This is a genomic window from Chryseobacterium sp. MFBS3-17, from assembly GCF_020687745.1.
Lineage (GTDB): Bacteria > Bacteroidota > Bacteroidia > Flavobacteriales > Weeksellaceae > Marnyiella.
On record NZ_JAJEWK010000010.1, the window covers coordinates 1 to 15,240 of the forward strand.

Annotated in this window: 14 protein-coding genes; 7 read left to right on the top strand and 7 right to left on the bottom strand. The window is 43.6% G+C overall.

Annotated elements, in window-relative coordinates; genetic code table 11:
• Positions 1–314: 314 nt before the first annotated feature.
• The 5 genes from LKO26_RS07740 to LKO26_RS07760 all read right to left on the bottom strand — a co-directional run bounded on the left by LKO26_RS07740 (position 315) and on the right by LKO26_RS07760 (position 5,740).
• On the bottom strand, positions 315–1,220 hold the full coding sequence (locus LKO26_RS07740) for an aspartyl protease family protein (protein ID WP_227587285.1): 906 nt from the start codon (positions 1,218–1,220) through the stop codon (positions 315–317).
• Positions 1,221–1,414: 194 nt separating this feature from the next.
• Positions 1,415–2,002 carry a hypothetical protein gene (locus tag LKO26_RS07745; RefSeq protein ID WP_227587286.1) on the bottom strand — a complete coding sequence of 196 codons (588 nt, stop codon included), beginning with the start codon at positions 2,000–2,002 and terminating at the stop codon, positions 1,415–1,417.
• Between the two features lie 550 nt (positions 2,003–2,552).
• A complete protein-coding gene (locus tag LKO26_RS07750; protein ID WP_227587287.1) occupies positions 2,553–2,978 on the bottom strand; it encodes an SRPBCC family protein in 426 nt (141 codons plus the stop codon).
• Between the two features lie 74 nt (positions 2,979–3,052).
• Positions 3,053–5,041 carry a urocanate hydratase gene (locus LKO26_RS07755; RefSeq protein WP_227587288.1) on the bottom strand — a complete coding sequence of 663 codons (1,989 nt, stop codon included), beginning with the start codon at positions 5,039–5,041 and terminating at the stop codon, positions 3,053–3,055.
• Positions 5,042–5,089: 48 nt separating this feature from the next.
• Entirely contained in the window at positions 5,090–5,740 is a 651-nt protein-coding gene (locus LKO26_RS07760; RefSeq protein ID WP_227587289.1) for a protein-L-isoaspartate(D-aspartate) O-methyltransferase, read from the bottom strand.
• 259 nt (positions 5,741–5,999) lie between these two features.
• Here LKO26_RS07760 and LKO26_RS07765 point away from each other — a divergent pair, with 259 nt between their 5' ends.
• From LKO26_RS07765 to LKO26_RS07795, 7 genes are read left to right on the top strand one after another with little or no spacing between them, the layout of a single operon-like run.
• Entirely contained in the window at positions 6,000–6,983 is a 984-nt protein-coding gene (locus tag LKO26_RS07765) for a Gfo/Idh/MocA family oxidoreductase (RefSeq protein ID WP_227587290.1), read from the top strand.
• Positions 6,980–7,801 carry a M23 family metallopeptidase gene (locus LKO26_RS07770; protein ID WP_317206375.1) on the top strand — a complete coding sequence of 274 codons (822 nt, stop codon included), beginning with the start codon at positions 6,980–6,982 and terminating at the stop codon, positions 7,799–7,801. Before LKO26_RS07765 ends, LKO26_RS07770 begins: the two co-directional genes overlap by 4 nt.
• Positions 7,794–8,570 (top strand): hypothetical protein, encoded by a 777-nt coding sequence (locus tag LKO26_RS07775; RefSeq protein WP_227587291.1) that lies wholly within the window; start codon positions 7,794–7,796, stop codon positions 8,568–8,570. The genes LKO26_RS07770 and LKO26_RS07775 overlap by 8 nt, the downstream gene beginning before the upstream one ends.
• A 9-nt stretch (positions 8,571–8,579) precedes the next feature.
• Positions 8,580–9,491: a class A beta-lactamase, subclass A2 gene (bla, locus tag LKO26_RS07780; protein WP_227587292.1), complete on the top strand. Its 912-nt coding sequence runs from the start codon at positions 8,580–8,582 to the stop codon at positions 9,489–9,491.
• Between the two features lie 58 nt (positions 9,492–9,549).
• On the top strand, positions 9,550–10,440 hold the full coding sequence (locus LKO26_RS07785; RefSeq protein ID WP_227587293.1) for a 3-hydroxybutyryl-CoA dehydrogenase: 891 nt from the start codon (positions 9,550–9,552) through the stop codon (positions 10,438–10,440).
• 28 nt (positions 10,441–10,468) lie between these two features.
• Positions 10,469–11,818 carry a hypothetical protein gene (locus LKO26_RS07790; protein WP_227587294.1) on the top strand — a complete coding sequence of 450 codons (1,350 nt, stop codon included), beginning with the start codon at positions 10,469–10,471 and terminating at the stop codon, positions 11,816–11,818.
• Between the two features lie 36 nt (positions 11,819–11,854).
• Positions 11,855–12,100: a hypothetical protein gene (locus LKO26_RS07795; RefSeq protein ID WP_227587295.1), complete on the top strand. Its 246-nt coding sequence runs from the start codon at positions 11,855–11,857 to the stop codon at positions 12,098–12,100.
• 36 nt (positions 12,101–12,136) lie between these two features.
• Here the strand turns inward: LKO26_RS07795 and LKO26_RS07800 are convergent, their stop codons facing one another.
• Positions 12,137–12,538, bottom strand: coding sequence for an META domain-containing protein (locus LKO26_RS07800; RefSeq protein WP_227587296.1), 402 nt, complete (start codon positions 12,536–12,538; stop codon positions 12,137–12,139).
• Positions 12,539–12,639: 101 nt separating this feature from the next.
• Entirely contained in the window at positions 12,640–15,063 is a 2,424-nt protein-coding gene (gene pheT, locus LKO26_RS07805) for a phenylalanine--tRNA ligase subunit beta (protein ID WP_227587297.1), read from the bottom strand.
• Positions 15,064–15,240 lie beyond the last annotated feature (177 nt).

Sequence of the window (15,240 nt, forward strand, 5' to 3'; positions counted from 1 at the left end):
ACATTAAAGGTATTTTAATAGATTTTTATTGTTAACGAAAAACAAAATACAAATATTGTGTTTCTTAAATTCCGTTAATATTTTTTCTTCGGTATGTTTTCTCAAAATCTCACATAACGGGCCGCGTATTGGCGATAGTGGCGGATTAGAAAGCCTAAACTTTCAATTTTGCACTAAGCTAAGCAACAGCCTTTTATTATTTTCTAAATTTATGAAAAAAGGAAATATAAAAGGCTGTTGCGACAAAAAAAGGAGAAAATTTCAATTTTTTCCTTAAACCGCCATTTCGCCAATACGATGTTGGCTGTAGTTTTTTATTCGTAATATTCTTTATATAAGTTGTTGTTTAGCCTGAAATAGATATTCCCATTGTCATAGTCAAGGATTATATTGAATTTGTTCAGAAACGCATTCCCAAAAAAACCTGCTAATTTGTCTGTTGCATCTATTCCTTCTGTTACATTAGAAAGTGCCGCAGGTATGCGATAGAGATGTTTCTTTGCAAATTCTACTTCTGGGAAAAGAACAATAGGCATTTCATATTCTACTCCATTAGAACCGAGAAATCTTGATGAACCAATTTTTGTAGCTTTATTGATGAAGTCGTTCTTTTTGGCGAAAGGGGAAGCAATAGTTAACACATTGTCTGCTCCCGTATCAAGACCAAAAAGACCTTTATACTTTTTACCTTTAATAATAATTGTACTTTTTATATAGCTAGGATAAATATCAGAAGAATATAGTTTTAATTTTGTGAACTCTGTATAATTTATGCTATTGTCATTTTTTATAAAAAAATTAAGTTTTAAATTGTGGTAGTCGATTTCAATAATATGTCCTTTCATTAAATCTGTTCCAAAAACTCCATCAAATTTATCTGTCTCAAAAGAGATTATAGTAAATGAAATATCCTTTTTTAGGATGTTTCCAATTTTTATTTTGTTACCAGAGCTACTCTCTACTTCATTTACGCCATTCGACCCTTGATTCAAGGATTTTCCATTGATATTAAGATTTAGTTTTTTTAATGATTGTTTATTGATAACAGAACCATTGGCTCCAGTGTCAAAGAGAAATTTTATACTATCTGTTTCATTTACTTTGCAGTAAAAGTAAATATGATTATTCTCTACTGTAAATGGTAAAGACGTAAAAGGTGTGGATTGTGCCCAAACAGATGCAGACACTAAAACCAATGAAATTACAAATATTCTTTTCATTATGGTGTTCAGTTAAAATTACAGCCAACGGTTTACGTATTGGCGATGGTGGGGCATTTGGAAAACGTCAGCCCAACATTTGCACAAATGCCCAATAGAATTACAAATGTTGAGTTTACAACTGTCAGCCCCACTATTGCCAATACGATGTTAGCGGCTGTTATATTCTCTGTCCTTATTTGTTCGCACATAATTTATTCAATGCTTGAAATGTCTAAATAATCTCCACTGTCATGTCCTGTGGCTACAAATAATTTGTCTTTGCTTGTCAAAAAGAGTTTCTTGTTGAGTTTCGTTCTGATAATTTCGTCAAGCGTCAACGCACAATAAGCAAGCGGTAAAATCCAGTCAAGGAATTCATAATTGTCTTCGTCTGTTTTTGCTATGTCGTCAATTTGTTGTAGCAATGGAGGTTGAGCATATCTATTCTCAGGGAAGTAAATAGGGTCGCAAGCCCAATCAATATCGTCTTTGTCATAATTGTCTGCACCAGCTAAATAAATTGCAGGAATTTCTTTGTCATTGTCGGCAAACTTTAAAATGCCAACCCAAAGTGCAACCACACTGTCAGGAAGAGGAGAAGCTGTTACAAGATGTTGAAGCCACTCTACAATATCAGCTTGCTCTTTGTCAATGTCTAACTGTCGCAGAGCAGTCCAGTAAGGTTTAGGCGTTGTCTGTTCGTGAAAGTCTATAAACTTGTTCCAGGCATCTTTGGCTGTCAGTTTAGAAGCAAAAATCATTGTCAAGCTGTCCCAAGATTTGTCGTGTTGAAATTCCATGTCGTTATTTTCTAATTAATTTTTGCTGTCTGTTTAAGGATTGCACTGTCGTCAAATAATAGCCGCTAACTCTTAAATATACGCAATAATACAACTTTTTTATCAAATTCAGTACAACATCTTTATAAAAAATCAACAAGCTGTTTATCAATCATTTAAGTGCATTATTACAATTGCGTAATTGGTATTGTTTCACCTCTGAAAAATTGCGCATATATAAATCTACAATACAAAACGCGCATTAGAGGTGCCCATCATTTTTTTATTCTTGAACCCTCTTAATCTCTCAAAGTCTGACCCGCACTCCCCTGTTCTGCCCTGAACCTCAATCTTCGGCTTCGCACGTGAAATTCCGTACAACAAGTCCCAACATGCCTTCCGGACACCCCGTTCCTGATGCATCCACACCCATAGCCCCGATTGCAGCGGCATCCTTTTCCGGTGACGGCGCGGAGACGCCGTCACCGGAAAAGATACAGCGGAAAGCGGGAATAAGCTCCTGATTTCCAGTGTGGATTTCCCAGTTCCAAAGTTTGTAGGGTCATCCCGTTTACTGCTCCGCAATTTCTTTTACTTTCTGGAGTGCCCTGGGGAATATTTCCGAAAAGTGCGCCAGGTATTCATCCGTGATGTTCAGTGTGGCCGTGAGCGAAACCCTGCCGTTGTCTTCGGTAAGGTCATAATGTTCAATCGCTTCTTCGCCATAGATGGCTTCCTGTTTTTCACCCGCCAGCACTTCGCCCAGATGCCGGAAGTGCGCATGGTGCAGCGGCACCACATCTTCTACTACCCCATACATCCCGTTTTCTCCCGGCGAGAGAAACCGGATTTCTGAACCGGGCTGCAGATCGGACTCATAGTAACTTCCCGGATAAAAAACTTCCGTCCATTCCCGGTAATGATCGTGGTTCCAGAGGGCATCCCACACCTGCTGGCGGGACGCCTCTATGTCTATGGTAAACTGTATTTTTCTCATGGCTTTATTTTAAACTATAAAATTACGCAAAAAGGGAATGTGATGGGAAATTACGCCCAATTTTCACCAACTTTTCAGTTTAATAAACCTTCATCTACGTTGTGAGGCAGCGTCACCTTCAGATTGGGTTCTGCTTCCATAGCCCGTTTGATGGCGAAAACAGCGCCTTCATTCCGTGCCCAGCTTCGGCGGGCAATGCCATTATTCACATCCCAGAACAGCATGGATTTCAGTCTGCGGTCTGCATCTGCCGAGCCATCCAGCAGCATTCCGAAACCACCGTTGATCACCTCGCCCCAGCCTACGCCGCCGCCATTGTGAATGCTCACCCAGGTGGCCCCCCGGAAACTGTCTCCTATCACATTCTGTATGGCCATATCTGCGGTAAACCGGGATCCGTCATAGATATTGGAGGTTTCACGGTACGGAGAATCGGTACCGGACACATCATGGTGATCACGACCCAGAACTACCGCACCAATTTCCCCTCTGCTGATGGCCAGGTTAAAGGCTGCCGCTATTTTCATACGGCCCTCGGCATCTGCATACAGAATTCTGGCCTGGGAACCCACCACAAGATTATTATCCTGCGCACCTTTGATCCATTGAATATTATCCTGCATCTGCTGTTGGATTTCTGCCGGCGACTCCCGCATCATTTCCTCCAGAACTGCACAAGCCAGATCATCGGTTTTCTTTAAATCTTCCGGCTTGCCACTGGTGCACACCCATCGGAACGGACCGAAACCATAATCAAAACACATGGGTCCCATAATGTCCTGTACATAAGACGGATATCTGAACTCACGCCCCGGCGTGGGGTGTTCTGCCATCACTGCTGCCCCTGCCCGGCCGGCTTCCAGCAGAAATGCATTTCCATAGTCAAAGAAATAGGTTCCCTGAGCAGTATGCCGGTTAATGGCTGCTGCATGTCTGCGCAGACTTTCCTGCACTTGTTCCCGGAAGCGTGCGGGCTCTTCGGCCATCATGCGGTTGGATTCTTCAAAGCTTTGTCCCGCAGGATAATAGCCGCCTGCCCACGGATTATGGAGCGAAGTCTGATCTGAGCCAATGTCAATTTTAAGGCCGGCTTCATAGAATTTCTCCCATACTTCCACCACATTTCCAAGATAGGCCAGTGAGACGGTTTCTTTACTCTGCTGAGCAGACCGCACCCTTTCCACCAGCGCATCGGAATTTTCAAAAATCTCATCTACCCATTTCTGCTCATGCCGGATCCGTGTGATTTTCGGGTTGACTTCTGCGCAAACCGTCACGCAGCCTGCAATATTTCCGGCCTTGGGCTGTGCGCCGCTCATGCCGCCAAGACCGGAGGTTACAAACAAGCCGCCCTGAGGTTCTTTCTTAATTTTGCGGAAGGCATTCAGCACCGTAATGGTGGTGCCGTGCACAATACCCTGCGGACCGATGTACATATAGCTCCCGGCCGTCATTTGCCCGTACTGGGTTACGCCCAGTGCATTAAACTTTTCCCAGTCATCCGGCTTGGAATAGTTCGGAATCATCATCCCGTTCGTCACCACTACCCTGGGCGCATCTTTATGAGACGGAAAAAGTCCCATGGGATGTCCGGAATACATGACCAGCGTCTGTTCATCGGTCATTTGGGAGAGGTATTTCATGGTGAGCAGGTACTGGGCCCAGTTGCTGAACACGGCGCCATTTCCACCATAGGTAATGAGCTCATGCGGATGCTGTGCCACGGCATAATCCAGGTTATTCTGAATCATCAACATAATAGCTTTGGCCTGCTCGGACTTGCCGGGATATTCTGAAATGGGTCTAGCCTTGATCTCGTAGTCCGGGCGGAACCGGTACATATAAATCCGGCCGTAGGTTTCCAGTTCATGGCGGAATTCCGGCAACAGTTCTGCATGAAATTCCGGATCGAAATAGCGCAGAGCGTTTCTCAGCGCGAGTTTTTTCTCTTCGTCCGTCAGAATTTCTTTACGCTTCGGGGCGTGGTTGATATGGGTTTCATAAGGTTTCGGCTGCGGAAGTGTGGCGGGTATTCCCTGCTGTATTTGTTCCTGGAATGTCATGGAGGTTAGCGTATTTCAGATTAATGATTATTTAAAAATAAAAGCGGGTTACTTGCTGGTGCTTCCCAGCATGGGCACAAATTTATAGGCACCAAATTCTTCTTTCTCAAATTCCTTGTCAGATTTTTTGGTAAAGCGGGTCAGAATCTGTTCATCTGTTTTGCCCAAAGGAATGACCATCATGCCCCCTATTTTCAGCTGATGAAGCAATTGTACCGGCAACATTTCTGCGCCGCAGGTCACCAGAATTTTATCAAACGGAGCGAAGGTAGGCAGTCCGGCAAAACCATCGCCAAAGACCTGAAATTTGGGACGCAAATGCAGTTCTTTCAGTTTTTCTGTGGAAAAATCATACAGATCCTTCTGCCGTTCGATGGTATAGACCAAAGCGTTCATGGCCACGAGCACAGCGGTCTGGTATCCGCTTCCGGTTCCTATTTCCAGGACTTTCTCTCCGGCACTCAGCTCCAGCAATTGGGTTTGTTCTGCCACAGTAGAGGGATGCGAAATGGTCTGCCGGGCCGCGATCGGAAATGCTCGGTCTTCATAGGCATAGTCCTCAAAAATACTTTCAATGAACAGATGACGGGGCACCTCGTTCATGGCTTTCAGCACATGCTCATCGGCAATACCTGCTTTCTCGCGAAGGTACGTTACCAGAATCTTTCTTTTTCCTTTGTGTAAAAATGAATCCTGCATCCCACAAAAATAGGAAATAGAATTGAGAGCCTCTTTAAATTTTCATCTAAAATCTATCAGCAAACTGCAAGCGGCACCTTTTCAGCAGGTTCAGATTCTTTAACTGCTTAAAATTAAAAATAAAAGCAGAAAATAAGCATCCCGAATAATACCGAAACAGCGCTCTGCCGGAGCCGTGCCGACCGAAATTTCAACCGATGCCGGGAACACCGGTGCTCCGGAAAATCAAAATTCTTATCTTTGGCAAAAGAAAAATTCTATGCTCAAAGCAGGTTTGGTAGGTGCCGGTCACTTAGGCAAAATTCATCTGAAATTATTAAATCAGTCAGAAAAATACAATTTAGTGGGCTTTTATGACCCCGATGCAGAAAACGGCAGAAAACTGGAAGCGGAATTCGGCTACCGGTATTTTGAAAATTTCAACGAACTGCTGGCAGAAATTGACATGCTGGATATTGTAACGCCCACACTGTATCATTACGATTATGCGCTGAAGGCCATTGAAAACCGCAAACATTTTTTCATTGAAAAACCGGTGACCCAAACCCTGGAACAGGCCGAAGAAATTCTGAGAAAGTGTCGTGAATTCGGCATAAAAGCGCAGGTAGGCCACGTAGAGCGGTACAACCCGGCATTTATAGGGTCAAAGGATTTCATTAAGAATCCCATGTTCATTGAAATTCACCGCCTGGCGGAGTTTAATCCCCGCGGCACCGATGTTTCCGTAGTGCTGGACCTGATGATCCATGATCTGGACATTCTGCTTTCCATAGTAAAATCACCGGTAAAAAACATCCATGCCTCCGGCGTATCCGTGGTTTCCAAATCTCCGGATATCTGCAATGCCCGCATCGAATTTGAAAACGGTTGCGTGGCCAATCTCACCACTTCACGAATTTCTATGAAAGCCATGAGAAAATCCAGATTTTTCCAGAAAGATGCTTATATCTCTGTGGATTTCCTCGAGAAAAAGTCAGAAGTGATCCGCATGAAGCCTGCTCCCGAACAACCCAGCGATTTCGACATGATTATTGAAAATGCGGAAGGCGAACGGAATCAGATTCTGTTTGAATATCCGGACATCCGGCCGAACAATGCCATTCTGGATGAACTGGAAAGCTTCGCCACCGCGGTACTGGAAGATAAAAATGTAGAAGTTTCCCTGGAAGACGGCACAGAAGCCCTGAAAGTAGCACTGGAAATTATGAAACTGATTACTGCCCAGCCCGTTGTGAATTCATGAAAAAACTGCTGCTGCTTTTCTTTCTCCTGATCGCCACCTCCGGATTTGCCCAAAGTCCATGGGACATCCGCTTTTATAACGAAGTAAAAGACGGCGTGGTGCACATCTATGCAGACAATCAGGAGCCCATGGAGATGTCTGCCCGCTTTGAATTTAAACTCCAGAATGTAACCTCGTCCCTGCCGAGCCGGGAAATAGTAGTGGTTCCTGCAGACACCCTGAAATTTCTGATTGCTACCCTGACGCCGGTTAAGAAGAATGCAGCCAACAAATTTTCATACACCAATACCTTTAATTTTGGCAATGCCCTGCAACAGGATTACGATCAGAATCACATCTATTCGCTGCCTTTTGAAAAAGGAAAAACCCAGCGGATCTATCAGGGTTATTACGGAAAATTCTCACACCAGAACGCCCAGGCGCTGGACTTCGACCTGCAAACAGGCGATGAAATTTTTGCCGCCCGGGAAGGAATTGTGGTAGAAACCGTGAGCCACCATCACCGCAACTGCCCCGACATTTCCTGTGCCAAATTCAATAACCGCATCCTGATTCAGCATGAAGACGGCACCTTCGCAGATTATGCCCACCTGAAACAAAACGGCGTCTCCGTAAAAAAAGGTGATTTTGTGAGCAGAGGTCAGCTGATCGGGTATAGTGGTAATACCGGATATTCCAATGGGCCACACCTGCATTTTTCGGTCTTCATCAACCGCATTGATGGCAGCCGCACCTACCTCCCTACTCTTTTTAAAACCTCTGAAAGCGAAGGTACTTTGCTGAAGGAAGGTCAAAAATATACCCGAAATTATGATTAAAAGATCCACTATACTCCTCATTTTGCTGCCTGTTCTCTTTTGGGCACAACAGATCAATAACAGCCTTACCGGCTACTATCAGCAAAAAGGGGATACAAGTTTCTACCCCTATTTTTCCTTCGATGGCAATGGCAAAGTAGATATTTCCGGATATGGGACCGAAGATTTCTTCGTGAAAAATGACAGCGTATTTATTTTTACAGATAAAACCGATGTCTTCATTTTTAAACTGAAAGGCAATCAGCTTACAGGCCTCGCTACCGGTTATGTGAAAGGAGAACGCTGGCAGAAAAAAGATTCTGCCGTGACCAACAACCGGCGGGATGATGCAGCTGCACAACGCACAGCCGTACTGCTGAATGAATATTATTTGCGCACGGCCAAAAACCGGGATTTCACCATGCTTTTTGACGAAGATGCAAACCATAAATATGCGGACACACTGAACGATTTGTGCGGAAAAGGTTTGATGAAAGCCTGCAAAGAATTTTTTGCCCTCAGGCTGATGAACTTGTCCGGCGGTGTATCTCAGTTGCTTTCCGGAAAGAAAACGAGCATAACAAAAAACCCCGAACTGGAAGGTTTGGCGCAAAAAATCATTCAATCCGGCGATGCAGATGGCTATCTGCTGATGGGCAGTTATTTACAAGCAACCGGAAAGGAGCAGGAAGCCCGGGAACAATTTGAGAAAGCCGCAGAGGAAGGCAGTACAAAAGCTGCTTTGTTGCTGTGGCAAATGGAAATTGCAGAAGAAGAATCAGAACTTTAAACACATCGCATGAAAAACCGTCTCTTATTTCTATTCACTCTGATGTTTGCCATTTTGCCGGCACAGAAATCAGCATTAAAAAAGACCATCAACCACATTACCGAAGGTAAAAATGCCACGGTAGCCGTTTCCGTAAAGGGAATTGACTTCCCTTTTGAGTGGCACAATGCGGATGGTGAAAAAAAACTCCCCATGCTCAGCGTGTTCAAATTCCACATAGCCCTTACGATACTGAACGAGGTAGATCAGGGAAAATTGAAACTGGACCAGCGCATATTCATAAAAAAATCGGATTTGCTGGAAAACACCTGGAGTCCGATCCGGGAAAAATATCCCGATGGAAATATGGAACTTCCTTTAAGTGAAATCATCAGGTACACCGTAGCGCTGAGTGACAATAACGGTTGCGATATCCTACTGCGGCTGCTGGGCGGCACCGAAAAGGTACAACAGTTTATGGATGAAAAAGGCGTGAAAAACTTTCAGATCAGATACAATGAAGAGTGGATGCACAAGGGCAAAGAATACCTGTACCCGAATTATACCACCACCCGCTCGCTGAACCATCTGTACAAAGATTTTTACCATCAGAAAATACTGTCGCCTGCTTCTACAAAATTTCTGATGAACGTGATGCTGAACACCACCACGGGCGGCAACAAACTGAAAGAACAGCTGCCTGCGGGAACACCCATCGCCCACAAAACCGGCTCGTCCGGCAAGGAAGGCCCGTTAACCATCGCCGAAAATGACTCCGGAATCATTACCCTTCCGGACGGTCAGCATTATGCCATCTCTGTTTTCGTGAGTGATTCATCTGAAACCGACGCGGTAAACAATAAAATGATTTCAGACATCTCCAAAGCCGTTTGGGATTACCTGAATGCACCACGGCAGGGATTTTTCTTTCACCGGAAATAAGGCTTTTCCGTGAAAAAATCGTAATTTTAGACCTTTATAAAAAATCAATTCAATACACATGAAGAACATTGTTGTTATCGGCGCCGGAACCATGGGAAACGGCATCGCACACACTTTTGCACAAACCAATTTTAAAGTCAATCTGGTGGATGTTTCGCAGGAAGCTCTGGACAAAGGCCTGAAAACCATCAGCACGAATCTGGACAGAATCATTGCCAAAGGCAATCTTACAGAAGAGCAGAAAAACGAAACGCTCGGCAACATCACCACCTTCACCCAGCTTTTTGATGCCTGCGGAAATGCAGATTTAATCGTGGAAGCGGCGACCGAGAATCAGGAATTAAAACTGAAAATCTTTACGCAGATGGACGAACTGGCTCCTGAAAACTGCATTCTGGCGACCAATACTTCTTCTATTTCCATAACCAAAATTGCTGCCGCCACCAAAAGACCTGAAAAAGTGATCGGAATGCACTTTATGAATCCCGTTCCGATCATGAAACTGGTAGAAATCATCAAGGGATATTCTACTTCAAAGGAAACTTTCGATGCGGTATACGAAATGTCGAAAACTTTAGGGAAAGTTCCGGTAGAAGTTAATGACTATCCTGGGTTTGTAGCCAACAGAATTCTGATGCCCATGATAAATGAAGCCATAGAAACCCTGTATAACGGTGTGGCCGGTGTAGAAGAAATAGATACCGTAATGAAACTGGGAATGGCACATCCTATGGGTCCGCTGCAGCTGGCAGATTTCATAGGTCTGGATGTGTGTCTGGCCATTCTGAATGTGATGTACGACGGTTTCAAAAACCCGAAATACGCCCCTAACCCACTATTGGTCAATATGGTAACTGCCGGAAAACTGGGAGTAAAATCCGGTGAAGGTTTCTATGATTATTCTGAAAGCCGAAAAGCCGAAAAAGTGGCGAAGATGTTTTTGAAATAATCTTTTTTTCTTATTAAATCTTTCTGAAATGAACGGTCTTTCCGGGATGAACAATAACAAAAAGGTGCAACGCGACCACTGGATCATTATTTCAGTGGTTGCGCTCACTATTGTCATGATTGTTCTCCGGATTTTCCTGAACGAAAAAGGTAGAATTTCTCCGGATTCTATACGATTTATGCGTTTTGCGAACGTGCTGCCCGTTATTGATAATACCACCACGCCGCTCGGTTATCCACTGATTTTAAAATTCTTTTCCTATTTCACCTTCAGTGAGTTTTGGAGCAGCAAAATTGTAGGCATTTTATCTTATCTTTCTATGGTTTGCTTTGCCTGGAAGAAGAATTTTTACTTCCGGGAAGTGGTTCTGACAGGCGGATTGTTCAGTTTTGTGTCCATTTTCGCAGCTACATTGAGCGAATCTTTCACCCTGCCTTTTGTTTTTCTTTTGCTGTATGTTTCGCAGGGCGTTATTCATCAGAAGTATAATTTCAGGAAAGGAACGCTTTTGTTAACTCTGGCATTACTCGCCATTTTCAATGTCCGCTACAGCGGCTTATTCATCATGGGAGCGAGTTTTCTTTTCGGACTTCTCAGTTTGAAAAAAAGTTATGGCAAACAATTTATCATCAGTTCACTCATAGGTTTTGCATTTATAGTTTTGTACAAATTTCTGTTCATTGATACGTTTAATGAAACCTATCTGGATGGTGCTTTGGAAATTGCCCACTATCCTACTTCTAAACTGATTCCTGAATTTTTTGCAGGTGTCGCCACTTCTTTTAATCCTTTTATTCACATGACGGATCCGGGTGGAAGTATCCTGAATATCGGCATTTATGGAATCGGTGCTTTCACAGTGCTGGTTCTGATTTATTTTATGATAAAGAAAAGGGGGACAAAACACGAAATGTTTTTCATCATCACCGGTGTTTCCGGAATTTTCTGTTCCTTTTTTATACAGTATTTTTATGTGGTTGATCCGATTAATTACCGGTTAATATCCATGTTTACTTTGCCTTTGTGGCTGTTCTTTTTCTCTAAAATAAAGCCAATTTTAGGAATGAAAACTTATCTGATAACCTTTTTAAGTATGGGAGTCGGTGTTGCTTTTATGTGGATGGCACGAGGAAATTATCTTGAAAACCGGGCTGAAGCGGCACGCTATCTGAAAGCGGAAAATCTGGAAGAAACTCCTTTGCTTTTCTATGCAGAAAATTATGAAGACGGAGAAGCCATTGATCTGGCAGAACTTTTTTCTACTGTACAGTCCAATCTTACCCTTACTTTCAAGAAAGAGGATACACTGAGGCGAAATACGTTAACAAAGCACAAAGTTTTGCAAAAAATTACTCTGGACGAAAACAAATACAGATAAATTATTTATCTTTGATGAGTTTTAAAACATTAGAAAATGAAAATACCAAAGTTTTTATTAGCCGATAATTCCGAGATGCCGGAAGATTTATTTGTAGTGCACACCGAGTATCCAAGGTTCATTCTGAACGTAGAAGAAGAAGAGGTAGAGTGGCTGGATGATCTGGAGGGTGATGATGAGGAAACGATGGCAGAAGAAGCAACCAAAGTTGTGGAACAGGCCTTCAAATGGTGCGATGAGGAACTCGCGAAATATGACGACGAAGAAGACGACGAAGAATAAAACAAAAGGAACTCTGAAAATGAGTTCCTTTTTATTTTACTGTACCTTGCTGAATTTCAACAGCAGTAATCCGTCCTTGTAAAGCTCCAGTGAATTGCCGCTTACCCGGTATTTATTGGCTTTCGGCAGCATTCCGAAAAATGCCTGCTCTGCGTCCATATTCGGACAGGCCATTTTGGTAGCCCCTATACTTCCTGCAGAGAAAGATCCGGTAGCCTCATCGGCTGCCAGGTTTCCGAAATAATTATTACAACCACCGTTTCCGGTTATTTTTCCGTTTTCAATATTCAGGGTAGGCGTTTTACCTTTCACCTGGTCTGCCAGTTGCCATTTGGTATTCACCAGTGACGGCTGCTTTCCGCCGTTTGTTCCCGTTCCGGTTACTCCGCAGGCAATGAGCAGTGCAGAGGCACATACGGTCATGATCAGCTTTTTCATAAAATTTTTAAATATTTAATTTTTCGTTTTCGTTTCTATAACGAAAATCGCAGGGTATTATTTTCAGAAACTATGCCAAAAAAATGTCGATATATTGCGCATCAGCCGCGAAGCTCTGCACCGAATTCTGAACGGAATTTTGTTACAAGACCATTCATTACTTCCGTAATTTCCTTTTCTTCCAGGGTTTTTTCTTCGTTCAGCAACTCAAAACTCATGGCATAAGATTTTTTGCCCGCCGGCAGTTTATCCCCTTCATACACATCAAAAAGATTGACTTTTTTCAGGAATTCTGACTTATTTTCCAATGCCGAAGCATAGAGGTCATTGTAGGAAATATGCTGATCTATCAGCAGTGCCAGGTCGCGGCGCAGCACATTGAACTTCGGAATATCACGGAATTTAAAACTTCCTTTCGGTCTGATTTCCTGTACATGGTCCACTTCTATTTCGGCGTAGAAACATTCCTGGTCCACATCAAATTCTTTCAGTAGTTGTGGCGCAACTTTCCCGAGTCTGGCAATGGTGTTGCGGCCGGAAACGATTTCAAGTCCGTCAGAAAAACGCTCATCTTCCAGCGGTTTTTCTTCGGTATTCAGATTCAGCAGACTCAGCAGCTGCATGACATATCCTTTCAGAAAGTAAAAATTAGTGGCCGATTTCGGGAGCAGCCAGTTCTCAGCCTTTTCCCTGCCGGTGACCAGCATGGCGAGTTGCTTTCTTTCGCGCGCATAACTTCCGCCGACATTGCGGTTTGGATTTTTATGATAAATATTTCCAAGTTCAAAGAACTTCAAATCCGGAGATTTGCGGTGAATATTATGCTCTGCATTATCCAGAAGACCTTCCAGTAAAGATGTTCTCATGAAAGCAAGTTCTTTACTCAGCGGATTCAGCAGTTTTACGGCATCCGTTTCATCCTTTACAGCAGTGAGCGAGTTGTTCATGACTTCATTGAAACCATTGCCTTTCAGCATAGACGACCAGGAATTCTCCAGCGCCTCGCGGCCGTCAAAATTCAGTTTTACGGGCGAGTATGATATTTTCTTTGGGGAATCCACTTTGTTATAGCCATATATTCTGAGTATTTCCTCAATGACATCTATTTCTCTGGTCACATCTGCACGGTATGCAGGAACCGAAATCTCCAGTCCGTTCGGAATATCATTCAGAATTTTGATTTCCAGTGCCTTCAGAATCTCTTTGATTTTCTCCATGTGGATTTTGATGCCCAGTATCTGTTCAATTTTTGAGAATCTTAAAATAATATAATGATCCTCTGCAGGGGTAGGATAATGCTCCAGTGGTGGTGCTACCAGCTTAGCACCGGCTATTTCTTCCAGCAATGCTACAGCATGTGTGAGTACAATGTGGGTGATGTGCGGATCTGCCCCCCGCTCGAAACGGAAAGAAGCATCGGTATTCAGACCATGATGTTTAGCCGCTTTGCGCACCGCCACCGGATTGAAGTATGCACTTTCCAAAAACACTTTGGTGGTGGCATCTGACACACCGGAATCCATTCCGCCAAACACGCCGGCAATACACAGTGGCTGGTGATTGCCGTCTTTAATCATGATTTCACTGCCATTCAGCTTGCGCTCCGTACCTTCCAGAGTAGTAAACGGGGTCCCGGCTTCCACTGTTCCTACAATAATTTTGTTGCCGCCAATTTTGCCTGCATCAAATGCATGCAGCGGTTGCCCGTAACTGTGCAGCATATAATTGGTCACGTCCACCACATTATTGATGGGTTGTACTCCTATGGCCAGCAGGCGGTTTTTCAGCCATGCAGGCGATTCGGCCACCGTGACATTGTGCAGTACGGCGCCAATATATCTGGGGCATAATTCTGAATCTTCAACTTCCAGCTGAAAATCTGTGGTACCCTCAGGATTCAGTGTGCGGGCACTTACTTTTTCGAATTCAGGTTTAATATTGTTAGTTACCAAAAAGGCATTCAGGTCTCTGGCTACCCCATAATGTGACATGGCGTCTGTACGGTTTGGCGTAAGACCTATTTCATATACCTCATCCTGTACCATACCAAAGTAAGTGGCCAGCGGCTCACCCACCACATATTTTTCATCATCCAGCACCATAATGCCCTCATGACTTTTGCCCAGACCGAGTTCGTCTTCGGCACAAATCATCCCCTGGGATTTTTCGCCCCGGATTTTTGCCTCTTTAATTTCAAACGAACCACCATCCGGCATATGAATAGTCGTTCCTACGGTGGCCACGGCTACGGTCTGCCCCGCCGCCACATTGGGCGCACCGCAAACAATGTCCAGCAAAGTCCCGGTTCCCACATCTACCGTAGTTTTGCTAAGGCGGTCAGCATTCGGATGTTTTTCACAGCTTATCACCTTGCCCACTACGATTCCCTGCAGACTTCCTTTGATACTTTCAAACGATTCAATTCCTTCTACTTCCAGACCGGTATCGGTAAGATATTCGGCGATTTTTTTGGGTTTTAAATCTGTTTTAATGTATTCCTGTAGCCAGTTGTTTGAAATTTTCATTCTAATTATTTTGATTGCGTACCGGGTCCCTGCACCTCCTGTAAACCGGAAAAACCAGCACCCGAAATTCTATTTTATTCAGCGTACAAATATCGTAAAATTTCGGCAGAGACGAAACAACCACACTCAGAAAGAATGTGGTGAACAGATGTAATTAACAAAAATATGATGATTTCT